Source organism: Actinomycetospora aurantiaca, from assembly GCF_037401875.1.
GTDB classification, from domain to species: domain Bacteria; phylum Actinomycetota; class Actinomycetes; order Mycobacteriales; family Pseudonocardiaceae; genus Actinomycetospora; species Actinomycetospora aurantiaca.
Genome location: NZ_JBBEGN010000021.1, coordinates 60385 through 83358 on the forward strand (window position 1 = coordinate 60385; position 22974 = coordinate 83358).

General features: G+C 74.3%; 28 protein-coding genes and 1 pseudogene. 10 read left to right on the plus strand and 19 right to left on the minus strand.

Annotation, left to right across the window (positions count from 1 at the left end; genetic code table 11):
* Window positions 1-30: 30 nt before the first annotated feature.
* Genes WCD74_RS26525 through WCD74_RS26555 form a run of 7 tightly spaced genes read right to left on the minus strand, consistent with a single transcriptional unit; the run spans window position 31 to window position 7596 of the window.
* A complete protein-coding gene (locus WCD74_RS26525; protein WP_337697908.1) occupies window positions 31-1242 on the minus strand; it encodes a cytochrome P450 in 1212 nt (403 codons plus the stop codon).
* Window positions 1239-2549 carry an MFS transporter gene (locus WCD74_RS26530; RefSeq protein ID WP_337697909.1) on the minus strand — a complete coding sequence of 437 codons (1311 nt, stop codon included), beginning with the start codon at window positions 2547-2549 and terminating at the stop codon, window positions 1239-1241. The genes WCD74_RS26525 and WCD74_RS26530 overlap by 4 nt, the downstream gene beginning before the upstream one ends.
* A 32-nt stretch (window positions 2550-2581) precedes the next feature.
* Window positions 2582-3712, minus strand: coding sequence for a cupin domain-containing protein (locus WCD74_RS26535; RefSeq protein WP_337697910.1), 1131 nt, complete (start codon window positions 3710-3712; stop codon window positions 2582-2584).
* On the minus strand, window positions 3709-4647 hold the full coding sequence (gene dapA, locus WCD74_RS26540) for a 4-hydroxy-tetrahydrodipicolinate synthase (RefSeq protein WP_337697911.1): 939 nt from the start codon (window positions 4645-4647) through the stop codon (window positions 3709-3711). The genes WCD74_RS26535 and dapA overlap by 4 nt, the downstream gene beginning before the upstream one ends.
* Window positions 4644-5576: an ornithine cyclodeaminase family protein gene (locus WCD74_RS26545; RefSeq protein WP_337697913.1), complete on the minus strand. Its 933-nt coding sequence runs from the start codon at window positions 5574-5576 to the stop codon at window positions 4644-4646. The genes dapA and WCD74_RS26545 overlap by 4 nt, the downstream gene beginning before the upstream one ends.
* Window positions 5573-6433: a fumarylacetoacetate hydrolase family protein gene (locus tag WCD74_RS26550; RefSeq protein WP_337697914.1), complete on the minus strand. Its 861-nt coding sequence runs from the start codon at window positions 6431-6433 to the stop codon at window positions 5573-5575. The genes WCD74_RS26545 and WCD74_RS26550 overlap by 4 nt, the downstream gene beginning before the upstream one ends.
* Window positions 6430-7596 carry an LLM class flavin-dependent oxidoreductase gene (locus WCD74_RS26555; protein ID WP_337697915.1) on the minus strand — a complete coding sequence of 389 codons (1167 nt, stop codon included), beginning with the start codon at window positions 7594-7596 and terminating at the stop codon, window positions 6430-6432. The genes WCD74_RS26550 and WCD74_RS26555 overlap by 4 nt, the downstream gene beginning before the upstream one ends.
* A 97-nt stretch (window positions 7597-7693) precedes the next feature.
* Between WCD74_RS26555 and WCD74_RS26560 the strand changes: the two genes are divergently transcribed.
* Window positions 7694-8635: a LysR family transcriptional regulator gene (locus tag WCD74_RS26560; protein WP_337697916.1), complete on the plus strand. Its 942-nt coding sequence runs from the start codon at window positions 7694-7696 to the stop codon at window positions 8633-8635.
* On the opposite strand, the gene WCD74_RS26565 is transcribed toward WCD74_RS26560, so the two are convergent.
* The 3 genes from WCD74_RS26565 to WCD74_RS26575 all read right to left on the minus strand — a co-directional run bounded on the left by WCD74_RS26565 (window position 8620) and on the right by WCD74_RS26575 (window position 9750).
* A complete protein-coding gene (locus WCD74_RS26565; protein WP_337697917.1) occupies window positions 8620-8898 on the minus strand; it encodes a type II toxin-antitoxin system RelE family toxin in 279 nt (92 codons plus the stop codon). The two genes, WCD74_RS26560 and WCD74_RS26565, sit on opposite strands and share 16 nt — an antisense overlap.
* Window positions 8888-9160, minus strand: coding sequence for a type II toxin-antitoxin system Phd/YefM family antitoxin (locus WCD74_RS26570; protein WP_337697918.1), 273 nt, complete (start codon window positions 9158-9160; stop codon window positions 8888-8890). Before WCD74_RS26570 ends, WCD74_RS26565 begins: the two co-directional genes overlap by 11 nt.
* 92 nt (window positions 9161-9252) lie before the next feature.
* Window positions 9253-9750: a hypothetical protein gene (locus tag WCD74_RS26575; protein ID WP_337697919.1), complete on the minus strand. Its 498-nt coding sequence runs from the start codon at window positions 9748-9750 to the stop codon at window positions 9253-9255.
* Between the two features lie 344 nt (window positions 9751-10094).
* Between WCD74_RS26575 and WCD74_RS26580 the strand changes: the two genes are divergently transcribed.
* The 4 genes from WCD74_RS26580 to WCD74_RS26595 are packed head-to-tail and all read left to right on the plus strand — an operon-like array spanning window position 10095 to window position 13049.
* On the plus strand, window positions 10095-11093 hold the full coding sequence (locus WCD74_RS26580; RefSeq protein WP_337697920.1) for a sensor histidine kinase: 999 nt from the start codon (window positions 10095-10097) through the stop codon (window positions 11091-11093).
* Complete coding sequence (locus WCD74_RS26585) at window positions 11090-11731, plus strand: response regulator (protein WP_337697921.1); 642 nt, start codon at window positions 11090-11092, stop codon at window positions 11729-11731. The genes WCD74_RS26580 and WCD74_RS26585 overlap by 4 nt, the downstream gene beginning before the upstream one ends.
* Before the next feature lie 53 nt (window positions 11732-11784).
* Window positions 11785-12333: an RNA polymerase sigma factor gene (locus WCD74_RS26590; RefSeq protein ID WP_337697922.1), complete on the plus strand. Its 549-nt coding sequence runs from the start codon at window positions 11785-11787 to the stop codon at window positions 12331-12333.
* On the plus strand, window positions 12330-13049 hold the full coding sequence (locus WCD74_RS26595) for a methylated-DNA--[protein]-cysteine S-methyltransferase (protein ID WP_337697923.1): 720 nt from the start codon (window positions 12330-12332) through the stop codon (window positions 13047-13049). Before WCD74_RS26590 ends, WCD74_RS26595 begins: the two co-directional genes overlap by 4 nt.
* Here WCD74_RS26595 and WCD74_RS26600 read toward each other — a convergent pair whose 3' ends face one another.
* Window positions 13050-13772, minus strand: coding sequence for an SDR family NAD(P)-dependent oxidoreductase (locus WCD74_RS26600; RefSeq protein WP_337697924.1), 723 nt, complete (start codon window positions 13770-13772; stop codon window positions 13050-13052). It abuts the gene before it with no gap.
* Between the two features lie 16 nt (window positions 13773-13788).
* Between WCD74_RS26600 and WCD74_RS26605 the strand changes: the two genes are divergently transcribed.
* Window positions 13789-14265, plus strand: a complete 477-nt coding sequence (locus WCD74_RS26605; protein WP_337697925.1) for a GNAT family N-acetyltransferase — start codon at window positions 13789-13791, stop codon at window positions 14263-14265.
* A gap of 2 nt (window positions 14266-14267) precedes the next feature.
* Here the strand turns inward: WCD74_RS26605 and WCD74_RS26610 are convergent, their stop codons facing one another.
* From WCD74_RS26610 to kynA, 7 genes are all read right to left on the minus strand, one after another.
* Complete coding sequence (locus WCD74_RS26610; protein ID WP_337697926.1) at window positions 14268-14825, minus strand: hypothetical protein; 558 nt, start codon at window positions 14823-14825, stop codon at window positions 14268-14270.
* A gap of 4 nt (window positions 14826-14829) precedes the next feature.
* Window positions 14830-15543 (minus strand): class F sortase, encoded by a 714-nt coding sequence (locus tag WCD74_RS26615; protein ID WP_337697927.1) that lies wholly within the window; start codon window positions 15541-15543, stop codon window positions 14830-14832.
* Window positions 15544-15551: 8 nt separating this feature from the next.
* Window positions 15552-16109 (minus strand): hypothetical protein, encoded by a 558-nt coding sequence (locus WCD74_RS26620; protein ID WP_337697928.1) that lies wholly within the window; start codon window positions 16107-16109, stop codon window positions 15552-15554.
* Window positions 16110-16217: 108 nt separating this feature from the next.
* Window positions 16218-17012: a DUF1684 domain-containing protein gene (locus WCD74_RS26625; RefSeq protein ID WP_337697929.1), complete on the minus strand. Its 795-nt coding sequence runs from the start codon at window positions 17010-17012 to the stop codon at window positions 16218-16220.
* 38 nt (window positions 17013-17050) lie between these two features.
* Entirely contained in the window at window positions 17051-18523 is a 1473-nt protein-coding gene (locus WCD74_RS26630; protein ID WP_337697939.1) for an aldehyde dehydrogenase, read from the minus strand.
* Window positions 18524-18665: 142 nt separating this feature from the next.
* Window positions 18666-18842 carry a YegP family protein gene (locus tag WCD74_RS26635; RefSeq protein ID WP_337697930.1) on the minus strand — a complete coding sequence of 59 codons (177 nt, stop codon included), beginning with the start codon at window positions 18840-18842 and terminating at the stop codon, window positions 18666-18668.
* 77 nt (window positions 18843-18919) lie between these two features.
* Complete coding sequence (gene kynA, locus WCD74_RS26640) at window positions 18920-19759, minus strand: tryptophan 2,3-dioxygenase (RefSeq protein ID WP_337697931.1); 840 nt, start codon at window positions 19757-19759, stop codon at window positions 18920-18922.
* A 177-nt stretch (window positions 19760-19936) separates the two neighbouring features.
* Here kynA and WCD74_RS26645 point away from each other — a divergent pair, with 177 nt between their 5' ends.
* Genes WCD74_RS26645 through WCD74_RS26660 form a run of 4 tightly spaced genes read left to right on the plus strand, consistent with a single transcriptional unit; the run spans window position 19937 to window position 22756 of the window.
* Window positions 19937-21046, plus strand: coding sequence for a TIGR03617 family F420-dependent LLM class oxidoreductase (locus WCD74_RS26645; RefSeq protein WP_337697932.1), 1110 nt, complete (start codon window positions 19937-19939; stop codon window positions 21044-21046).
* Entirely contained in the window at window positions 21039-21818 is a 780-nt protein-coding gene (locus WCD74_RS26650; protein ID WP_337697933.1) for a crotonase/enoyl-CoA hydratase family protein, read from the plus strand. Before WCD74_RS26645 ends, WCD74_RS26650 begins: the two co-directional genes overlap by 8 nt.
* Window positions 21819-21866: 48 nt before the next feature.
* The gene (locus WCD74_RS26655) at window positions 21867-22214 is read left to right on the plus strand and encodes a hypothetical protein (RefSeq protein WP_337697934.1); all 348 of its coding nucleotides are present in this window, start codon (window positions 21867-21869) and stop codon (window positions 22212-22214) included.
* Window positions 22215-22225: 11 nt separating this feature from the next.
* Entirely contained in the window at window positions 22226-22756 is a 531-nt protein-coding gene (locus tag WCD74_RS26660) for a phosphohydrolase (RefSeq protein WP_337697935.1), read from the plus strand.
* 8 nt (window positions 22757-22764) lie between these two features.
* Here the strand turns inward: WCD74_RS26660 and WCD74_RS26665 are convergent.
* A pseudogene (locus WCD74_RS26665) lies at window positions 22765-22974 on the minus strand (HNH endonuclease signature motif containing protein); the annotation flags it as partial.

Consider the following 22974-nt stretch of genomic DNA (forward strand, 5'->3'; position numbering starts at 1 on the left):
CCCGGGTCTTGCCGCAAGCCCCGTCGGCCGCTATAGCTTGGGGTCGGCGGAGAAACCGATCGGCAATGACGTCGGGCCCAGGTGGTTGCCGCCCTGCAGGCCGCTCCACGTCACGTCCCCGGTCCGCTGCATCGGCGGGTGCTCCAGCAGCGCCCGGAGCAGGATCTGCAACTCCGTCCGGGCCAGCACCCCGCCCGGGCACTGGTGGATCCCCCAGCCGAAGCCCAGGTGCCCGCGGGAGTCCCGGTCCGGGTCGAAGCGGTCCGGGTCGCCGAACCGGTCCGGGTCGCGGTTGGCCGCCGCGAGCGACAGCAGGAGCGCGTCCCCCTCGGCCACCTGCTGCCCGGCGACGGTCACCGGGCAGGTCGCCCGGCGCGCGAAGTTCTGGGCCGGGCTGCGGTGGCGCAACATCTCCTCGACGACGCCCGGCACGAGGTCGGGGTCCGCGCGCAGGCGCTCCTGGAGCCCGGGGTGGTCGACGACCAGGTGCACGAGGGTGGCGGCCGCGTTCATCGTCGTCTCGTGGCCCGCGACGGCGAAGGTGGCCAGGATGCTGATCCGCTCGTCCTCCTCGAGCGGCCGGCCGTCCACCTCGGCACCCAGGAGGTCCGTGACGACGTCGTCGGCCGGGTGCCCGCGGTGCGCGTCGAGCTCGGCCGCCATCAGGTCGTACACCTGCCGTCGTGCGCCCACGAAGTCGACCGTCCCGCCGTCGGCGTCGAGCCCGGACCACATCGCCTCGGTGACCTCGCGGAAGCGCTCGACCGTGTCCGGCGCGAACCCCACCAGCTCGGTCAGCACCGCGAGCGGCAGGGGCAGCGCGACCTCGCGGACGAAGTCCCCGCCGCCCCGGCCGGCGAAGCGGCCGACCAGCCCGGTGACCGTGGACTCCAGGAAGGGCCGGAGCCGCCGCACGCGCGCCGGGGACAACGCGGGGACCATCAGCTTGCGGTAGGCCGTGTGCAGGGGCGGGTCGACGTCGATCGGGATGGCGTGCTGGGTCCCGTCGGTGGGGATGCGGTGCCCGGAGGCGGACGAGAACGTCGCCGGGTCACGCAGGACGGCGCGGACGTCGTCGTACCCGGTCAGCACCCAGAACCCGCCGCGCCGCGGGGAGCGCGCGACCGGTCCGGCCGCGCGCGCCGCCTCGTAGACCTCCCACACCGTCGGTTCGGTGAGCTCGGGCGCGTAGGGGTCGAGGTCGACGAGACCCGCCGGGGCGCCCGGGTCGGTCGCGGTCATGTCGTCGCCTCCCGCGGCTCGACGGACGCCACGGGCAGCGGGTCCGACACCTCGGCGTGCGGGCTGCGCAGGGCGAGGGTCGCGACGAGGCTGACGAGCCCCAGGCCGACGACGTAGGCGGAGATCGCGGTGCCGGTGCCGGTCTGCGCGAACAGGACGGTGGCGACGATCGGGGCGAGCGCGCCGCCGGCGACGCTGCCGATCGCGTAGGCCACCGAGGACCCGCTGTAGCGGACGGGGGCGGGGAAGGCCTCGGCGATGTAGGCCCCGTACGCCCCGGTGCCGATGCCGAACCCGGCGCCGGCGACCACGCACGCGACGAGGGCACCGGCGGTGGTCCCGGTGTCGAGCAGCCAGAAGTACGGGAAGGCCCAGGCCGTCAGCCCGACGACGCCGACGAGGGTCACCGGTCGCCGTCCTATGCGCTGGGCCCACATCGCCGCCAGGGGAAGGGCCCCCGCCCACACCAGGGCGGTGACGACGGTGATCGCGAGCATCGTCTGGGCCCCGACGAGCTGCCGGGCAGCGACGTAGGCCAGCGTGAAGACGAGCAGCACGTTGGCGAACCCGGAGATCAGCACGTTCAGGCCGGCGGCCGGGAGGAGCACCTGCGGGGTCCGCAGGACCTCGGCCAGCGGGGCCCGGTGCACGCCGGCGGACCGGACGCGCTCGAACTCCGGGCTCTCGTCCAGCCGCAGCCGCAGCACCAGGCCGAAGGCCACGAGCAGCGCGCTGAGCAAGAACGGGATCCGCCAGGCCCAGGCGGCGAAGGCCGCGTCGTCCACCGCGAGCCGGACGCCGAGGAAGACGAGGCTCGCGAGGACCACCCCGAGCGGCAGGCCGACCTGGGGCAGTGCGCTGTAGAGGGTCCGGCGGCGCGGTGGTGCGTGCTCGAGGGCGAGCAGGGTGGCGCCGCCCCACTCGCCGCCGACCCCGATGCCCTGCACGAAGCGCAGCAGCACCAGCAGGACCGGGGCCGCGGCCCCGATGACCGCGTAGGTCGGCAGCAGGCCGATGAGCAGGGTGCCCACGCCCATGATCAGCAGAGACGCGACCAGCATCCGGCGGCGCCCGAGGCGGTCACCGAAGTGCCCCATGACGGCACCGCCCACCGGGCGGGCGACGAAGCCGATGGCGAAGGTCGAGAGCGCGGCCAGGGTGCCGGCGACCGGCGAGACGCTCGGGAAGAACTGCGGGGCGAACACCAGCGCGGCGGCGGTGCCGTAGATGAAGAAGTCGTACCACTCGATCGTCGTGCCGATCAGGCCGGCCAGGGCGACGCGGCGTGGTCGTCGGGACGTGGTCATGGGAGCTCGTCTCAGGTGGTGGAGGGGTGGTGTCAGTCGTCCCAGTTGCGGGGCGCCGTGTAGCCGGTCTGCCCCTTCTCCAGGCCGAGCGCGAAGATCGGCCCGTCCAGGTCCTCCTGCCAGATCAGCGACTCCATGCCGATGTGCTGGGGGTGGTCCTGGACGGTGTAGACGGTCAGGCCGGACTCGCTCGGGTAGTGCGCGTGCTCGCGCCACGAGGGCGCGGACAGGAGCAGGTCGCCGGGGCCGAACTCGATGTGCTGCCCGTCGACGACCGAGTAGCCGGTCCCCTCGACGTGGTAGTTGATCGCGACCGAGCTGTGGCGGTGGCCGGGGCCCTCGGCGCGGGGCTCCAGGCCGGAGGGGATCCGGGACAGGGTGACGAAGAACGAGTTGGTCGCCCCTTGCCGGCGCTCGGTCGCGGTGTTGTAGAGCGCCATGATCGTCCGCCGGCCGTCGCCCAGGGTCTGCGCCATGAGCCCCCGGGCGGTCTCGTACGGCCAGTGCAGCGGGTGGTTCGCGACCGGCTCGATGTCGACGAGGTACTCGTAGCCGCGCAGGCGGGCCCCGGTCGGGGAGATCTCGTGGTCCGGCGCGCTCCCGCGGTCGGCGACCTCCCCGGTCTCGTCCATGTCGATCGGGCCGTCGAGCGGGACCCCCGGCGACCACGCGGGGTCCAGCTGCTCCCAGTAGTGGGTGCCGAGGAAGTCGAGCAGGGGGGCGTTGGAGTAGGACAGCCGGACCCAGCGCCCGTCCGAGGGGTTGGCGAACCGGTGAGGCCGCATGGAGGGCACGGTCACGACGTCGCGCGCGTCCATCGTCAGCGAGGTGCCGCCGACCGCGACGGTGCCCGAGCCCTCGACCCCGATCTGCACGAGGCTGGAGTTGCGACGCACCGGGGTCGTGCTCTCCCCCGGCAGGAGGACCTCGACGACGACCTCCACGCCGGGTGAGAAGCTGCGCCCGCTGGTCGACTCGGGGTGCACGAGCGCCGCGGCGCGGCGGCCGTTGTCGGGCCGCGCGCCCCGGGACAGGTGCTCGACGGTCTCCGCGATCTCGTCCGCGGTGACGCGCAGTGGTGCCCACGGGGTGGGCCGGGCGGGGCCCTGCCCCGTCAGGTCCACGGTGTGGCCCGCGGGCCGGTGGATGTCGGTGGCGGTCATGGCCGTCCTCCCAGGATGTCGATGTGCGCCGACCCGGTGGCCGCTCCGAGCAGCGCCTCGACCTGCGGGCGGGCGTCGGGGGTGAGGGGCAGCAGGGGGGCCCGCACGTGGTCGGACGCGAGCAGGCCCTGCCGGTGCAGCACCCACTTCGCCGGGGCCGGGTTGGTCTCGACGAACAGCAGGTCGACCAGCGGGTGCAGGGCGTAGTGCAGGTCACGGGCGGTCTCGTGGTCGCCGGCCTCCCACGTCTCGTACATGCGGGCGACGGCGGTCGGGGCGAGGTTGCTGACGGCGGAGACGAAGCCGGCGCCGCCGAGCGCGAGCAGCGGCAGGCCGAGCAGCTCGATGCCCGACCAGACCATCAGCTCGCGGCCGCAGAGGTGCAGCACGCGGGAGAAGTGCTCGAAGTCCTTCGTCGTCTCCTTGATCCCGACGACGTTGTCGCAGTCGCGGAACAGTCGCGCCACGGTCTCCGGGGCGACGTCGACCGCGGTCCGCGAGGGCACGTTGTAGAGCACGATCGGCAGGTCCGGGAACTCCCCCGCGATCGTCGCGAACCACCGGTACAACGCTTCCTGCGTCGGCCGCGCGTAGTACGGCGTGATGACGAGCGCGGCGTCCGCACCGGCGTCCCGCGCGGCGGCGGTGATCTCCAGCGTCTCGTCGAGCTTGGCCGACCCCGTGCCGGGCAGGAACGGGACGGCGTCGTCGACCACGGCGGCGACCGCCTCGATGGCGGCGATCCGCTCGGCGACGGTCTGCGCCGACGGCTCGCCGGTGGAGCCGCCGATCGAGATGCCGTGCGAGCCCGCGTCGAGCTGCCGGCGGACCAGCCCGCGCAGGGAGTCGAGGTCGAGCGCGCCGTCGGCGGTGAAGGGGGTGATGACGGGGGCGATCGAACCGCGGATCGAGGTCGGGTCGCTGCGGTGCTTCACGGCCGCCCCCCGACGAGCAGCGTGGCGACGGCGAGGTCGGAGAGTCCCATGCCCATTCCCTTGAAGACGGTGAGGCGAGGTGTGGCGGGTCGGGCGACCTTCCCGACGACGAGCTCGGCGAGGCTGCGCACGCTCCCCCAGTCGTCGGCGGGGTCGGCGCCGAGGTGCTCGCGCAGCTCCCGGGAGCCGCGGCGGGCGTTGGGCTCGTTGTCGACGACGGTCAGCGACGAGGCGGCGAGCACGTCCGGTGCCAGTTCGGCGTGGGTGGGCAGGATGGCGCCGACCGCGTTGAGGTGGGCGCCGTCGGCGAGGTGACCCGCCGTCAGGAAGGGCTCGTCGGCGCGGGTGATCGCGGTGACGATCGGGGCGTCGCGGGTCGCGCCGTCGACGGTCCCGGCGACCTCGGCGTCCAGGCCCAGCTCGTCACGCACCTGTGCGGCCAGGGTCTCGGCTGCGGCCGCGGTGCGGTTCCAGATCCGCACCCGCCGCAGGGTGCGGACCGCGGCGACCGCCTCGACCTGGCGCAGGGCCTGGCGGCCGGCGCCGAGCAGGGCGAGCTCGTCGGCGTCCGGGTCGGCGAGGTGCCGCGTGGCGACCCCGCTGACCGCAGCGGTCCGGAACGCACCCGCCGCCCCCGCCTCGGCCACGCCGAGCGTGGCCCCGTCGGCGGCGTCGAACACCGTCATCAGCGCGCTCGCGCCGGCGGGGGTGTTGACCCAGGTCTTGAAGACGGTGAGCCCGGCGGTGAGGTCGACCGCGCCGAGCGCGTGGGCGCTCGCCCGGCCGTTGTCGGTGGGCCAGGTGCTCATCGTCTTGTCGACGTTCCACGCCCTGCCGTCGGCCTCGTGCGCGAGGACCTGCTCGAGCGCGTCGACGACGCCGGGCACCGTGAGCGCGGCGCGCACGTCGGTCTCCGAGGAGAACCTCATACCCCCACCTCCGCCAGAGCGGGCGAGGTGACCTCGTCGACCACGCCGTGACGCAGCACGCCGACGCCGGACACCTCGACCTCGATCTCGTCGCCCGGGCGCAGGAACCGCGGCGGGTCGCGCCGCAGCCCGATCCCGGACGGCGTCCCGGTCGCGATCACGTCGCCCGGGCGCAGCGGGGTGAACGTGCTGACGTAGGCGACGAGCTCGGCGAAGGAGAAGGTCAGCCGGTCGGTGGTGTCGTCCTGCGCGAGGTCGCCGTTGAGCCGGGTCGTCACCCGCAGCGGCCCGCGGCCGACCTCGTCGGTCGTGGTCACCCACGGCCCGATCGCGCCGGAGCCGTGCCAGTTCTTGCCGGCGGTCGCCTGGGTGGAGTGCTGCTGCCAGGTGCGGACGCTGTTCTCCGCCAGGCAGGTGACGCCCGCGACGTGGTCCCAGGCGTCGTCGGTGCCGATGCGGCGGCCCGCGCGGCCGATCACCAGGGCGGCCTCCCCCTCCCAGTCCAGGGACTCGTCGTCGGCGGGGCGCACGACCGGGGTCCCCGCGCCGACGAACGAGTCGGCGAACCGGGCGAACAAGGTCGGGTGGGTCGGTGCGTCGGACGGCCCGCGGGACGACTCCGCGGCGTGCGCCGGGTAGTTGAACCCGACGCAGACGATCTTCGGGTGGTCGCCCGTCGGCGGCTCGAAGGCCACGTCGGCGAGCGGGAGGCGGGCATCGTCGGCCCGCGGCTCGACCGGATCGGCGAGCAGCGCCTCGAAGGAGGCCACGCGGTGGTCCAGGCGCGCGACCTCGTGGCCGTCGACGACCCCGAACCCGGCGCCGCCGGACGCGGTGCGGAAGCGGGCCAGCCTCATCGCACGGCCACCGGCTCGGCGAGCGCCGGGGTCGCCGGTGTCGCCGGGGTCCGGGCGGCGTCGATGGGGCTGCGGAGCCCGGCCCGCTCCAGGCGGGGCAGCACGTCCTCGGTGAACGCGGCCAGCCCGGCGTCGTAGTCGACCCAGGTCAGCAGGGCGCCCTCGATCCCCGCGGCGCTGAGCATCTCCAGGCGCTCGGCGATCCGCTCCGCCGTCCCCACCAGCGGGAAGCCGCCCGCGCCCGCCGCGAACCGCTGCCGCATGGCGGCCATGACCTCCGGGGGCATCAGCTGGGTGTTCGCGCCCTGCAGGCGCATCCAGGCGTCCACGCTCTCGACGTCCTCGAACTCCGTCGAGAAGCGCTGCAGGTAGGCGTCGGCCTCGGCCTGGGTGTCGCGCTGCACGACGACGGTGTGCGTCCAGAGCCGCACCTCGCGGCCGAACTCCTGCTGTGCCATCTCCTGGTAGGACGCCACCTGGCGGCGGATCGCGTCCTCGTCCTCGGACTGGACGATCACGAAGCAGAGGTCGGCGTGCTCGGCCGCGAACCGCATCCCGCGCGGCGACCCGCCGGCGTTCATGATCGGGATCGTGGGCTGCACCGGCTTGGGCTGCGAGACGCCGCCGACGACGTCGAAGAAGCGCCCGTGGTGGTCGAACTCGTCGGTCTCGGCCCACAGCCGCCGGATCACCTCGAGCCACTCGGCGAGGTGGTCGTAGCGCTCGTCGTGCTCGCGCATCGGCGCGCCGAACATCTCGAGCTCCGGGCGGTTCCACCCGCCCACGACGTTGAGGGCGAACCGGCCGCCGGAGATGTGGTCCACCGTCGCCGCCTGCTTGGCCGCGGCGATCGGGTGCATCGTCGGCGCGTGCGACGTCGCGAACACGCCGATGTTCTCGGTGGCGGCAGCGATGCCCGCGGCCCAGGTGAACGGCTCCATCACGCGGCCGGACCGGTGCTCCGGGCGGCCCTCGGGATAGCCCTTCCACCGGGCGAACGGCACGACGGCCTCCAGGCCGGCGCGGTCCGCGGCGCGGGCGGTCCGCAGGGACAGGTCCCAGGACGTGTCGTGCGCCTCGGGCACGAGGGTCTGCGACGCGCCCGTCCCGTTCGTGCAGAACAGCCCGAGCTTCAGTGCGTTGTCGTTGAACAGCGGGTTCACCGCAGACCTCCTCGTCCGTGCTGGCGAGATCGACGCTAGAGACGTAGAACACATAGGTCCAAGACGAGTAGTCGGAGCTGTGGATATGGTTCTGCGTATGGGTCTGGTGTCGCAGCTGCGCCGTCTCGAGATGTTCTGCGCGGTGGTCGACGAGGGCGGCGTGACGCGGGCCGCGGAGCGCTTCCACGTCGCGCAGCCCTGGGTGTCGGCGCAGATGCGCACGCTGGAGAAGGCGGTCGGGGCGGCGCTGTTCGTGCGGGAGGGCCGGCAGAACGTGCTCACCGAGGCGGGGCGGCGCCTCCACGCCTGGGCCACGGAGGTCCTGGCCAGCGGCGCGCAGGCCCAGCGCGACATCGACGACCTGCAGTCCGGGGCGGCCGGCAGTCTCGCGGTGGCAACCAGCATGGCCATCGGGACCTACCTGATCCCGCCCGTGATGACGGACCTGCGGCGGGACCGGGCGGGCGCCGACATCACGATCTCGATCAGCGAGCCCGCCGTCGCGATGCGCCGCGTCGAGACCGGCGAGGTCGACTTCGCCGTCACGACGTGGATGGACGAGGTACCGCCGGCCGGCGTCCAGGCCGAGAAGCTCTGGGACGAGCCGATCGTGCTGTGCGCGGCGGTCGACGGCCCTCCCCACGCCGACGCGGTCGACCTCGCCGACGCCGTAGCGCTCCCCGTCGTCGGGGTCCCGGCGGGCGTGGCGATCGAGCGGGTCCTCGACCGCCAGCTGCGGGCCGCGGGGCTCCCGTCCCCGGACTACGTGATCCGGCTCGGCCACGCCGAGGCGCTCAAGCGGGCGGTCGCGACGAACGGCTGGGTCTGCTTCGCGCCCTGGTACTGCGTGGCCGACGACGTCGCGGGCGGCCGCCTGCGCGCCGTCCGCATCCGCGACGCCGACCTGACCGAGACCATCGGCCTGTTCTCCCGCGACACCAACTACTTCTCCCCGCTCCAGCGGGCCGCCGTCGCCGCGCTGCGTGAGGTGGCGGTGCGCAAGCGCGGCGAGGCGTGGCCGGCCTACGACCCGCGGTAGACGTCGCGACGGTGTTCGACGCGGACCACGAGTACTTCTCTTCGCTCGTCGACGATTCGATAGAGCACCCGGTACGTGCCCCGCCGCGCCGACCAGAGCCCGGCGAGCTCACCCCGGAGCGGCTTGCCGACCCGGCGCGGCTCCCGCACGAGAGCGCTCGTCATGAAGTTGACCACCGCGCTCGCCACCGCCTCGGGCAGCCGATCCGTCAGCGCCCGTGGAGCGGCCGACCCGAGGACGAGCTCGTAGTCTTCATCGCTCACGCAGCAGCCGCCGCACGGCGTCGGTCCCCCGGACCACGTCGTCGCGCCCGTAGGACTCGTCGGACTCCCGGATGTCGGCCAACGCCTCCGGATCCGACGCGACCGACAGGGTCTCCTCGATCTCCGCGAGGTCCTCCGGGCTGATGATGACCGCGGCATCCCGCCCGTTGCGTGTGATCACCACCCGCTCGTGGTGGTGCTCGACCCGGTCGACGACCTCGGACAGGTGGTCACGGACGGACCGCAGCGACTCCGTGCTCATGGCCACAATTGTGGCTCAGCCGTCCGGCTGCTGTCGACGACCGACGAACGACGACGACCGCACCGGCGGCCCCGAGGAGGCCGCCGGCGTGCTCAGCGCACGTGCTCGAGCGTCATCGCCGGCGCGCCGGCGAGCGTCCGCGCCCGCTGCATCGTCACCAGCCCCTGGGCGCCGAGGCTCACCCCGACGAACAGCAGGATGCTCGCGGCGTTGACCGTGGCCGCCGACGGTGCGACGAGCCGGGCCAGGAGATCCAGCCCCACGTGGGCCGCGATCCCGACGATCCACAGCGCCGCGGTGGACCAGTGGCCCTGGGTGAACACCGTCCCGTCGGCGACCCAGAGCCGCATCGTCCGCGCCCGCAGCAGACCCAGCACGCCGCCGACGACGAGCCCGGTGACCAGCAGCGTCCAGCCGATCGACGACACCGGGGCGTCCGACGCGGCCGAGTAGACCTGCACGAGCCCGATCACGCCCAGCACCGCCGCCACCCGCACCCGGCGCGGGGTGAACTCGCGCACCCGCAGCTGGTTGTAGATGACGAAGCCCAGCACCGCGATCCCGAGCACCGCCGACAACGTCCCGTTCATGATCCGTCCCTCCCGTTGGTGTGCTCCGTACGGTCGTCCGCCGGCGCTCCCGGCACGTCGGCCCTCGGGTGGAGACGGGGTGGAGAACGGGTGTGTCCCACGGGGAACGGGTCCAGACTCGGCGCCGTGACCGCCACGAGCACCGGGCCCCGGGAACCCGCGCCCCGCCCCGCGTTCCGGACGGCGGGTGTGCCCCGCTCGGAGACCGGCTCCCGCCTCGCGGGGCTCGGGCAGGCCCTGCGTCCGTTGCTGTGGCTCTCCGTCGTCGCCGGCACCGCCTGGCCGCTGACCCCCGGCGCGCTCGCGGGTGCGGCCGTCGTCCTGGTGGGGGCGCGGCCTGTGGGGTGGCCGCCACGCGCGACCCGCGGATCGCCACCGAGCAGGCCCAGGGCGACGCGTGGCGCACGCTGCTGCTCGTCCTGTGCGCCCTCTCCGGGCTCGTCGCCACCTCGCTGAGCCCGGCCGGTGCGGGCTACGCGACGGTGTTCATCGCGGCCGGACTCGCCGGGCGGGTCGTCCTGGACGGCCGTCTGGTCTGGGCCCTCGCCGCCGTGGCCGCGGTCGCGCTGTCGGTGGTGTTCGCGTTCTCGGTCTCCTCGCCGTGGGGGCTGCTGCTCGGCCTGTCGATCCCCGTCCTGGCCTCGCAGTCGCTGAACCGGGCCCGACTGCACCGCGAGCACGCCCGCGTCGTCGCCCTGCTCGCCGAACGGGACGCCCTGCGCGAGGCCGAGATCGCCGGCGCGGCCGCGCAGGAACGGGCGCGGATCGCCCGCGACCTGCACGACGTCCTCGCCCACAGCCTCTCCGGGCTCTCGCTGCACCTGCAGGCGATCCGGGCGGTGCTGGCGAAGCGGCTCGGTCCCGACGACGCCGTCGTCGCCTCGATCGACACCGCCGCGGACCTCGCGCGGTCCGGGCTCGCCGAGGCCAAGGAGGCGGTCGCCGCCCTGCGCTCGACCCCCAGCCCGACCGCGGCGGACCTGCGCGCGCTCGTCGACCGCCACGACGCCGGGCTGACCGTCGACGGCGATCTCGACGGGGCCGCCCCGGAGGTCCGCGAGGCCGTGTTCGCCGCCGTCCGCGAGGCGCTCACCAACGCCGACCGGCACGCCCCGGGCGCCCGCTCCGACGTCACCGTCGTCGCGGGCCCGGACGCCGTGGAGGCGACGGTGGCCAACACGGCCGCGACCGGGACGCCCGTGGTCGGCGTCGGGGGCGGGATCGGCCTGGTCGGACTCCGGGAGCGCGCAGCCCTGGTGGGCGGGACGGTGGAGGCCGGGCCCCACGACGCCGGGTGGCGGGTGGCGCTGCACGTCCCGGCTTCGGGCAGGGTGTCGGCGTGATCAGGATCGTGCTCGCGGACGACCAGGCGGTGGTCCGCGACGGGCTGTCGATGCTGCTGGGCGCCGCGGACGACCTCGACGTCGTCGCCACGGCGAGCGACGGCTCCGCGGCGGTGGACGCCGTCGTCCGGTGGACCCCGGACGTGGCGCTGGTGGACCTGCGGATGCCCGGACTGGACGGCGCGCAGGTCACCGCCGAAGTAGGACGGCAGGCGCCCGACGTCCGCGTCCTGATCCTCACCACCTACGCCGACGACGACGCCGTCCTGCCCGCCCTCCGCGCGGGCGCCGCCGGCTACCTCACCAAGGACACCACCGGCGAGGCGCTGTGCTCGGCCATCCGGACGGTGGCCGCGGGCGGCTCGGTCCTCGACGCCGCCGTCCAGCAGCGGCTCGTCGCCCTCGTCGGCCCACCCGTGCCCGCGCCCGAGCCGGACATCCCGGACGGGCTCACCACCCGCGAGGTGGACACGCTCCGGCTCGTCGCCCAGGGCTTGTCGAACCAGCAGGTCGCGACGCGCCTCGTCGTCAGCGAGGCCACGGTGAAGACACACGTGAACCACCTGATCTCCAAGCTCGCGGTCGACGGGCGGCCGGCGCTCGTCGCGTGGGCCTGGCGTCACGGCGTCGTCCACTGAGTGGGCCGCCTCCGGAGCGCAACACCCGCCGTCGGGATGGTGTTCTGCCGGACATGAGCGACCTGACCGACGCCCTCGTCGAGGACCTCGACGGCGGGTTCGCGCAGGTCGTGCGCTGTTACCAGGGGACGCTCCTCGGGACCGCGCTGCGCCTCACCGGGCACCGCGCGAGCGCGGAGGACCTCACCGCGGAGGCGTTCCTACGGGCCTTCCGGGCGCTGCGTGACTACGACGCCGACCGGATCGCCACGCTGGAGCTGCGCGGCTGGCTGGTCACCGTCCTGCTCAACGAGCACCGCAACACGATCCGGACGGCCACCCGCCGCCCGGCCCTGTCCGGTGCCCCCCTGCCCGACCGGCCCGCGCACGACCCGGGGCCGGCCGAGGTCGCGACCCGCGCCGACCCCGAGCTCGCCGCAGCCCTGGCCCACCTGCCCGCCGTCCAGCGCGAGGCGGTCGTCCTGCGCCACGTCGCCGACCTCGACGTCCCCGCGGTCGCCGCCGCGCTGGGCGTCGGTGAAGGCACCGCCCGCTCGCACGTCTCCCGCGGCCTCGCCCGGCTGCGGACCCTGCTCGCCTCGCACGATCGGAGTGCCTCGTGACCGACTCCCTGCTCGCCCGCCTGAGCCCACCCGCTGTCGAGAAGGATCTCTCCGGCGCGGTCGTGGACACCTTCACGACGACGGCCGGTCCGCTCGGCGACGTCCTCGTCGCGTCCTCCGCGGAAGGGGTGACCTACCTGCGCCCGGTCGGCGACGTCGACGGCTTCCGCGCCGAGTACCGACGCCGCCTCGGCCGGCCGCTGGTCCCCGGCACGACCGGGCCGTCGATCGGCGCCCGCACCCCGGTCGACCTTCGCGCGTGCTCGTCGTTCGAGCGCGACGTGCTCGACGCGACCGCCTCCATCCCGGCCGGGCAGACCCGGCCCTACGGCTGGGTCGCCCGGGAGGTCGGGAGCCCGGCGGCGGTCCGGGCGGTCGGCACGGTGCTGGCCCGCAACCCCGTCCCGCTGATCGTGCCGTGCCACCGGGTGACGAAGTCCGACGGCTCGCTGGGCCGCTACATGCTCGGCGAGGAGGCCAAGGCCCGGCTGCTGGCCGACGAGGGCGCGGACCTGGAGGGCCTCGCGGCGTTCACCGCCGCCGGCACGGTGCTCGTCGGGAGCGACTCCACCGGCATCGCGTGCCTGCCGTCGTGCCACCACGCCCGGCGGATCACCGACGCCCACCGGGTGTCGTTCCGTTCCGCCGCGGCCGCCCGCGACGCGGGGTACCGGGGTTGCCTGGTGTGCCGTCCCGTCTGGCCTGCGGCCAGGTGATCACAACGTCTGGCCGCCGTCGATCGTGATCGTCTGCCCCGTGATCGCCCGCGAGGTCACGAGCCCGACGACGGCGGCCGCGACGTCGTCGACGGTCGTCTCCCGCCCGACGATCGCGTTCGACGCCAGCGCCCGGCCCTGGTCCTCCTTGCCGGCCCACCAGCGGGTGATGACGAGCCCGGGCCAGACCTCGTTCACCCGCACCGGCGCGAGCGCGTTGGCGAGCGCCCGGGTGAGGCCGGAGAGAGCTGCCTTCGAGACGACGTAGGGCACCGACGAGCCGCGTCCCGACGCGACCGACGCGCTGCCGACGTTGACCACGCACCCGTCGTCGGCGGCCCGCAGGTCGTCGGCGCACGCCTTCGCGCAGTGCCAGGCCGACAGGGTGTTGAGCCGGAAGAGCCGCTCGAAGATCTCGTCGGTGGCCGCGTCCAGGTCGGGCAGCGCGATGTGCTCGGTGCCGCCGGCGTTGTTCACCAGCACCGTCACCGGCCCGAGCGTGTCGCGGACCTCGGTCGCCGTCGCGCGCACCGAGCCCTCGTCGGTGACGTCGGCCCGGAACGCCGCCGCCTGCCCGCCGGCCGACCGGATCGCCTCGACGGTCGCCCGCGCGTCGTCGGCGGACCGGCTGTACACCACCGCCACCGGGTGGCCCTGTCGGGCGAGTGCCTCCGAGATCGCTCGCCCGATCCCCGTACCGCCCCCGGTCACCAGTGCCGTCATGACCAAGGATGGTGGCGTGACCGTGGTGATCCGACCAGCCGAACCCGCCGACCTGCCCACCCTCGTCCGCTTCGTCCACGAGCTCGCCGTCTACGAGCGGGAGCCCGACGCCTGCCGCCTCACCGAGGACCAGCTGGGCACCGCTCTCTTCGGCCCCTCCCCCGCGGTGTTCGCCTCCGTGGCCGGGCACGACGGCGAGATCGCCGGGACCGCGATCTGGTTCCTCACCTACTCGACCTGGACCGGGGTGCACGGCATCCACCTCGAGGACCTCTACGTCTCCCCGGACCACCGCCGCCACGGCGTCGCCCGCGCCCTGCTCGCGGACCTCGCACGGACCTGCGTCGACCGGGGCTACGAGCGCCTGGAGTGGGCGGTCCTGGACTGGAACACCCCGGCCCTCGACTTCTACGCCGCGCTCGGCTCCACGCCCCAGGACGGGTGGACCACCCACCGTGTCGACGGCGAGGCGCTCGGGGCGCTCGCCCGCTGATGTCAGGCGGCCAACCGCCGCGCGGCGGGCACGGCCAGGCCCGCGAGCATCAGCACGCCGGTCACGAAGCCCGACACGAACGCCGCGACAGGTTGCGACGGCGGGCCACCGAGGATCCCGACGACCCCACCGGCGACCGCGAGCACCGTCATCACCCCGCCGATGACGACGAAGGCCCGCGCGCCGTCCCGGCCCCCGCGCGCGGCGGCTCCGGTGCCCTCCGGCCACCACCGCGCGAACGCGAGGAAATGCAGCCCGACGACGAGCACGATCCACGACACCGTCAGCTGCGGCGCGAGCCGGCCGCACAGCACGATCCCGACGACGAGCGCGACCACCTCGACCGTGACGATCACCCGGTACGCGCGGGTCATCTCGAACATCCCCGCCGAGCCGCGGGCCGCACGGCTGCGCAGGTAGGCGGCCACGACGAGCGCGGCCGCCGCCACGGCGAGCACCGCGGCCACCACGTGGCCCACGGTCCCGAGCAGGCCGGCGTTGAGGACGACGAACAGGACGCCGAAGAACGTGCCGACCAGGTGCTCGACGCCGAAGTCCACGGGCTCACCGTAGGGGCGGCGAGGACTCCCGGGCGAACACGACCGTGTTGTCGCGGTAGTTCCGCGAGGCCGCGTCGAACGACCCGCTGCAGGTGATCAGCCGCAGTTCCGGGCCCGGGGTGCCGGCGTAGACGTCGTCGGTGGGGAACGCGTCCTTGGGGAACGCCCGCGTGGCGTAGACGGTGAAGGTGACGACCCGGCCGTCCGCGCGGGTCACGTCCACGGTGTCGCCGGGCGCCAGCGCGCCGAGGCGGAAGAACACCGACGGCCCGTTCTCGGCCGAGTCGATGTGCCCGATGATCACCGATGGTCCCTGCTGCCCCGGGGTGACGGAGTAGCGGTACCAGGCGGCCAGGTCGAACAGCGGCCCCTTGGCGGGGACCTCCATCGTGCGGTCCGGGTTCAGCCCCACCGACGTGACGGTCGAGTCCACCCCGATCCTCCCGACGACGATGCGCGCGGGTGGCGAGGCCGGCGGGCCGGCCGGGGTGGTGGTCGGGGTGGTGGTCGTGCTCGGCGCGGCCGTCGGCGCCGGCGGCGCGGGCAGCACACCCGCGTCCTGCTCGGTCGGGGCCTGCTGCTGGAGCAGGACCGCGGCCACGATCGCGACGATCCCCGCGACGGCCAGGAGGGCGGCGACGACGAGCAGTACCGCCCGCCGTCGCGCGGGGCGGCCGGACGGTGCCGGCGCCGGGGCGTCGGCACCGTCCGGCTGCACGGCGGACCTCAGTCCTGGGTCCGGCGCCGACGGGTCGCGGCGACGGCGACGCCCCCGGCCGCGAGCAGCGCGGCGCCGCCCAGGCCGAACAGCTCGGCGTGCTCGACGCCGGTGGTGCTGCCGCCACCGGTCTGCACCCCGCCGGACGGGGTCTGGCTCGGCGCACCGCCGGAGCCGCCCGAGCCGTTGCCGGAGCCGTCCGAGGCGCCGCCGGTCCCGGCCGCGCCACCCTGGCCACCGGACTCGGCGCCCGTGCCCGCCTCGCCGTTGGTGCCCGATCCGGTCCCGCCCTGGCCCGGCTGCCCGGCGGCGCCACCCGCGGCGCCCCCCGCGGCCCCGCCGGCAGCGCCACCCTCGGCGCCGGGCTGACCCGCGGCTCCCGGCTGGCCGGGCGCACCCGCACCGGGCGCACCGGGCGCCGCGGCCCCCGGCTGGGTGGCTCCCGCGGGGGCGGGCGGCGGCGGCCCGCCGGCGGGCGCACCGCTGGAGCAGGCGGTGAACGCCCCGATCGACAGCGCAGCGGCGGCGACGGCGTAGCCGGCACGGCGCGGCGTCACTCGCGTCATGGGGTCCTCCTCGATCTCGGTCGGATCACGGTCGAGGAGTTCCTACCCTCTCAGCAAGCTCTCAGTCACACGGTCGATCGCGTTTCGCGCAATCGACCCGGAATTCGTTCAGTGGTCACTCTTCTCGCCGGCCTCGACCGCCACGTCCAGCACGTTGTCGGCCGGCGGCAGCGGGCAGGTGGCGAACGCGGTCAGGGCGCACGGCAGGTTGACGGTGCGGTTCAGGTCGATCACGACCGACCCGTCCTCGGCCGGGTCGTCGGTCCGCAGGATGCGGCCGCCGCCGTAGGTGCTGACCCCGCTGGTGGCGTCGCGGAAGTGCAGCGACAGGCCCCCGTCCTTCCCCGCGAGCGCGACCAGCCGCTGCTCGGCGCCGTCGACGGTGAACGACACCGTGCCGACCGCGGTCGGGAAGTGCTGCAGCCCGTCCACGACGGCGCCCACCGTGATCCGCTCCGGCTCGGCGTAGGGCTCGAACCGACCCGTGACCACCCAGCGCCCGTCGACCGGGAACGTCGGCACGCCGGTGAAGTCGCGCCGTGTCGGCGCCTGCGGGTCACGGACGCGCAGCGCGTAGGAGTCGGTGCGACGGGCCAGCTCGACGACCCGCTCCCCCACCGTCACCAGCACACCTGGCGCGCCGTCCACCGGCGTCACCGCGGTGGCGCCGTCGACGACCTCGCCGTCCACCTCCACGCCGTCACCGGCGGCGGCCGTGATGACCACCGTGCCGTCTCCCGGCGCCGCCCACGTCCCCGGGAGGTCGGCGATCGTCCGCGGGGCGGGCTCCAGCCATTCGAGGGCGGTGAGCGAGAGCCAGCCGTGGGGCTCGCGCAGCGTGGCCTCGCGCTCGTCGTGCCAGCGCTGCCACTCGGTGGTCAGGTCCTCCGCGACGCTCGTCATACCCGGCACAACCCCGCGCGGTCGGCGACGATTCCGGGTCAGCCCAGCGTGAACGGGTCGCGGGTCCCGCCGGTGAGCTCCACCCAGACCGACTTGGTCTCGAGGTACGGGTCGAGGCCCGCGCGGCCGTTCTCCCGGCCCAGGCCGGACATCTTGTAGCCGCCGAAGGGCACGCTCGGCGCCACCGCGCGGTACGCGTTGATCCACACGGTGCCCGCCCGGATCCGGCCTGCTATCCGGTGGCCGCGGTGGATGTCCTTGGTCCACACCGCCCCGGCGAGCCCGTACGGCGTGTCGTTCGCGAGCTTCACCGCCTCGTCCTCGTCGGTGAACGTCACCGCCGAGAGCACGGGCCCGAAGACCTCCTCGCGGAACACGGTGTCCGTGGGCTTGACGGTGAGCACGGTCGGCCGGACGAAGTAGCCGCCCAGCGACTCCTCCGCGACCCCGCCGTACTGGACGGTGGCGCCCTCGTTCCGGGCGGTCTCGAGGTAGCCGAGGACCTTCTCGTACTGCGGACCGTTCGCGACCGGCCCCATCTCGGTGTCCTCGCCGAACGGGTCGCCGAGCTTGATCTGGGACGCGCGCTCGGCGACGAGGCGGACGAGCTCGTCGTGGACGTCGGCGTGCACCACGAGCCGGGACCCGGCCATGCACGTCTGCCCCGTCGCCGCGAACACGCCCGCGACCAGGCCGTTGGCGGCAGCCTGCAGGTCGGCGTCGGGGAAGACGACCTGCGGGGACTTGCCGCCCAGCTCCAGGGTGACCGGGTTGAGGTTGTCCATCGCCGCGTGGCCGACCTTGATGCCGGTGGCCGTGGACCCGGTGAAGGCGACCTTGTCCACGCCGGGGTGCGCGGCCAGGTGGCCGCCGACCTCGCCGCGCAGCGAGGTGACCACGTTGACCACGCCCGCCGGGATGCCGGCCTGCTCGATCAGCTCCGCGAACCCGAGGGTGGAGCCGGGCGCGTGCTCGCTGGGCTTGATCACCACGGTGCAGCCCGCGGCGAGCGCCGGCGCGACCTTCCAGCTCATCAGCAGCAGCGGCGAGTTCCACGGCGTGATGCAGGCGACCACCCCGACCGGCTCGCGCCGCGTGTAGACCAGGTAGTTCGGGTTCGGCACCGGCGGCTGCGCGCCCTCGATCGCCGTCGCGAGCCCGGCGTAGTAGTGGTACCACCCGCCGAGGGCGTTGAGCTGGCCGAGCATCTCGCGGTAGAGCTTGCCGGAGTCGTTCACCTCGAGGCGCGCCAGCCGCTCGGCGTTCTCGGTGATCAGGTCACCGAGGCGGCGCAGGCACGCGGCCCGCGCGAACGGCGTCGTCTGGCCCCACTCGCCGTCGAAGGCGGACCGGGCGGCGGCGACGGCGGCGTCGACGTCGTCGGTGTCACCGTCGGGGACGACGGTCCACGACTGCCCGGTGTAGGGGTTCTGCGACTCGAACGTCCTCCCGGAGGCCGCGTCGACGGACCGGCCGCCGATCAGCATGCGCAGGTGTTCCAGCTCGCTCACGGGGACCTCCGGGTCGGCGTCGACGTTCGTGGCGAACTCTGCCAGCACCCCGGAGACACTGTCGCCCCGGAGACACTGTCGCCCCGGAGACGACGCGGGCCGCCGACCCCCGGGGGATCGCCGGCCCGGCCGTGGAGAGGGGTCAGACCTCGGTGACCGGCGCGCCGTCCGCGGCCTTCTGCACCGACTCGCAGCCCTTCTTGGCCGCGGCCCGGGTCTCGTAGGCCTCGCCGCTCGCGACGATCTGGCCGTTGCTCGCCTTGAGCCGGAAGCGGAACTTCCCCGACTTGTCCTCGTACACCTCGAACTTGCCCGCCATGACGGCCTCCCCGTACCAGGCTTGAGTGTGAACCTGCTGGTCAGCGCCGGAGGCTAGCGCGCGTCGGGCACGTCGATCTAGAGGGCGGTCCGGACGGCGTACAGCTCCGGGAAGAAGGTCAGCTCCAGGGCACGGCGCAGGAAGCCGGCCCCGCTCGACCCGCCGGTCCCGGTGCGGAAACCGATCGTGCGCTCCACGGTCTTGAGGTGGCGGAAGCGCCAGAACTGCACGTTCTCCTCGATGTCGACCAGCTCCTCGCAGGCCTCGTAGAGGCCCCAGTAGCGCTCCGGGTCCGCGTAGATCGCGCGGAACACCTGCACCAGGCCCGCGTTCTCGACGTGCGCCGTCGTCACGTCCCGCTCGAGGAGCTCGACGGGGACCGGGTGGCCGCGGCGGGCCAGCAGGCGCAGGAACTCGTCGTAGAGGCTCGGGCGTTCCAGGGCGTCGGTGAGCACCCGCTGCGCCGTGGGGTCGTCGGCGAAGAGCTCCAGCATCGCGGCGTTCTTGTTGCCGAGGACGAACTCCACGGCGCGGTACTGGTAGCTCTGGAACCCCGACGACGTCCCCAGGAACCCGCGGAACTCCCCGTACTCGCTCGGCGTCAGCGTGGCCAGCACCGACCACTGCTCGATGAGCTGCCGCTGCACGTGCTTCACCCGGGCGAGCCGCTTGAGGGCGAGCTCGAGCTCGTCGCGGGCGAGGTCGTCGCACGCCGTGCCCAGTTCGTGCAGCGCCAGCTTCAGCCAGAGCTCCGAGGTCTGGTGCTGGATGACGAACAGCATCTCGTCGTGGTGGTCGCTCCGGGGGTGCTGCGCGTCCAGCAGCTCGTCGAGGTGCAGGTAGCGCCCGTACGACAGGTTCTCGGTGAAGTCCCGGACGATGCCCTGCTCGAGATCGCGGGTGTTCTCGGTCGTCATCGCTCGATCTCCTCGCCGCACCGGGGACAGGTTCCCGGCGCCGGATCCTCCGGGTCGGGCATGGCCCCGCACGCGGGGCAGAGCAGGTGGGCCCAGCAGACGGGGTCACCACCCTGGTCCTCGGACATGGTTCCCAGAGTGCCCCAGCACCCGTCGACGGGGAGGAGACTCCCCCGGGTGCGCCTGGAGACACTGCTCCCGCTCGGCAAGGTCGACCCCGGGCTGCGGGCTCCGGAGAGACCGCTCGACCTGCACACGGTCGCCGACACCGCGCAGCTCCTCGAGGAGATCGGGTACGGCGGGCTCGCCGTGGAGGAGACCAAGGACGACCCGTTCGTCGTGCTGGCTCTCGCGGCCGCCGCGACGACGCGCCTGCGGACCACGACCGCCGTCACGATCGCCTTCCCCCGCAGCCCCACCGTCATGGCGCTGCAGGCGTGGACCCAGCAGAAGCTCTCGGGCGGACGGTTCACGCTCGGGCTCGGGACGCAGGTGCGCGGGCACATCCGGCGCCGCTACGGGATGGCGTGGTACCCGCCCGCGCCGTGGATGCGGGAGTACGTGCAGGCGCTGCGTACGGTGTGGGACACCTGGCAGCACGGGACGCCGCTGGACTTCCACGGCGATCACTACGACCTCGACCTCATGGTGCCCCTGTTCGACGCCGGACCGATCGAGCACCCGGCGATCCCGGTGCACCTCGCGGCGGTCAATCCCTACATGAGCGCGGTGGCCGGGGAGGTCGCCGACGGCATCCGGCCCCACCCGGTGTGCACGCCGAGCTACATCGCCGAGGTGATGCTGCCGGCCGTCCGGCGGGGTGCGGCGCGCTCCGGCCGGACCCTGGCGGACTTCCGCGTGTGCATGAAGCCCCTGGTGGCCTCGGCCCGGACGCCCGAGGAGCTGGACCGCAAGGTCGAGGACGCCCGGGCCCGCATCGCCTTCTACGCCTCCACGCCCGGCTACCGCGCGGCCTTCGACCACCTCGGCCTCTCCGAGCTCGCCGCCGGGGCCAAGGAGCTGTCGAAGGCGCAGCGGTGGGACGAGCTCCCGGCGATGATCGACGACGAGACGCTGCACCGGTTCGTCGTGATCGGGCTGCACTCCGAGATCGGGCCGCGGCTGTTGGACCGGTACGCGTCCGTCATCACGGACGTGGAGTTCTCGATCGCGGTGCACGACGAGACCGACCGCGCCGCACTCGCCGACCTGGCCGCCGTCGTGCAGGGTGCCGACGACGGGGCGGCGCGGGCCGCCATCCTCGGGGAGGGACGTGCCGATGAGTGACGAGGTCCGGGTCGAGACGGCGGACGGCGTCGCCGTCATCACCCTCGACCGGCCGAAGGCCCTGAACGCGATCAACTCGTCGGTGGCCACCGCGCTCGGGCGCGCGCTGCAGGCGGCCGACGACGACGAGGCGGTGCGGGCGATCGTCGTCACCGGTACCGGTCGGGCGTTCAGCGCCGGCGCCGATCTCAAGGCCGTCGCCCAGGGCGACACGCTCTCGGACCCCGACCACCCGGAGTGGGGCTTCGGGGGCTTCGCCCAGCACCCGGTCGCCACGCCGACGATCGCCGCCGTGAACGGCCTGGCCTTCGGCGGCGGGTGCGAGCTCATGCTCGCCTGCGACCTCGCCGTGGTCGACGAGCACGCCCAGATCGGGCTGCCCGAGGTGACCCGGGGACTCGTCGCGGCCGCGGGAGGGCTGATCCGGCTGCCGCAGCGCATCCCGCGGGCGGTCGCGCTGGAGATCGCGATGACCGGACAGCCGATCACCGCGGCGCGCGCCTACGAGCTCGGCCTGGTCAACCGGGTCGCCCCCGCGGGCACCGCGCTCGAGGGCGCCCGCTCGATGGCCGCGACCATCGTGGCGAACGCGCCGCTCGCCGTGCGCGAGTCCAAGGGCCTCATGATCGCGGCGGCCCACGACGACGAGCTCGGCGAGGCGGCGTGGGCGGCGAACAGCGAGGTCCGAGCGCGGATCTTCGCCAGCGAGGACGCGCGGGAGGGCCCGCGGGCGTTCGCCGAGAAGCGCGCACCGCAGTGGACGGGGCGCTGAGTAGTTCCCCGCTGCCCCGGTGACGGGGCGGGCCGCGAGGGTCTCGGCATGGTCGTGCTGGTGTGGGTCAACGCCTTCGTGCTGCTGGCCGTGGGTGGGGTCTTCGGGGTCGTCGCGCTGATCCCGTTCGCGATGGCCAACGACGATCCCGCCTCCGGTCCGCTGGTGCGCCACGGTCTGCTGCAGCTCGCCGCGTACGTCGGGCTCTGGGTGTGGCTCGTGGTCGGCGTTCAGCAGGCCTTTGGTGCGTCGGACGCGGAGGGCTGGGCGGCCGTCGGGGCGGGCGCACTCGGGTGGGCGGTGTGGATCGGCGGGGTCGTGGTGACGATGGCGGCGTTCTTCGCTCTCGCGCGGCTCGACATGGCGCTCGCGCGTCGTCACCGCGGTGAGGGATAGCGTCGCGGTCCGTGCCGTCCGACCTCCCGTCGTTCTCCGCGTCGCGGGCGCTCGCCGAGACCCTGCTCGCCGACCACCTCCCGGAACGCTGGCAGCACACGCAGGCAGTGGCCCGGGAGGCGGTGCGGCTGGCGGACCTGCCGGGCGTCGACCGTGAGCCGTTGATCCACGCGGCGGTGCTGGTCCACGTCGGCCACTCACCCGTGGCGTCGCGCTCCGGGTTCCCGCCGCTCGACGGCGCACGGTTCCTGCGCGTGCGGGGCTACCCGCGGCGGGTCGTCGCCCTGGTCGCCCATCAGCTCGCGTCCGGCGTGGAGGCGGAGGCGGTCGGCGTCGACCTCGGTGGTCTGGAGGACGAGGAGTCCCCGACCCGCGACGCCCTCTGGTGGTGCCTGCTGGTCGCCGACCGCGCCGCGGCCCCGCTGGTCGCGGGGCCGGACGGACGTACCGACACCGCGGGCCGTCGCCGGGACGCCACCCGCGCGGCGGTGGCTCGCACGCGCTCACGCCTCGATGCCGCCGGACCGGCCGCCGTCAGCTGATCGTCGTGTCAGACGAGCGTCCAGGGGCGGTTGTGTCGGGGGGTGCGGGTGGGGTCGAGCCACTTGGGTGGGATGAACCAGGGCAGGTGGTCGTGCATGACGATCTCCCATCCGGAGTGGTGGACCAGTCCGTGGTGGTAGGTGCAGAGCAGTCCGAGGTTGTCGGGTTCGGTCTCGCCGTGGTGGGCCCAGTGTCGGATGTGGTGGATCTGGCAGTG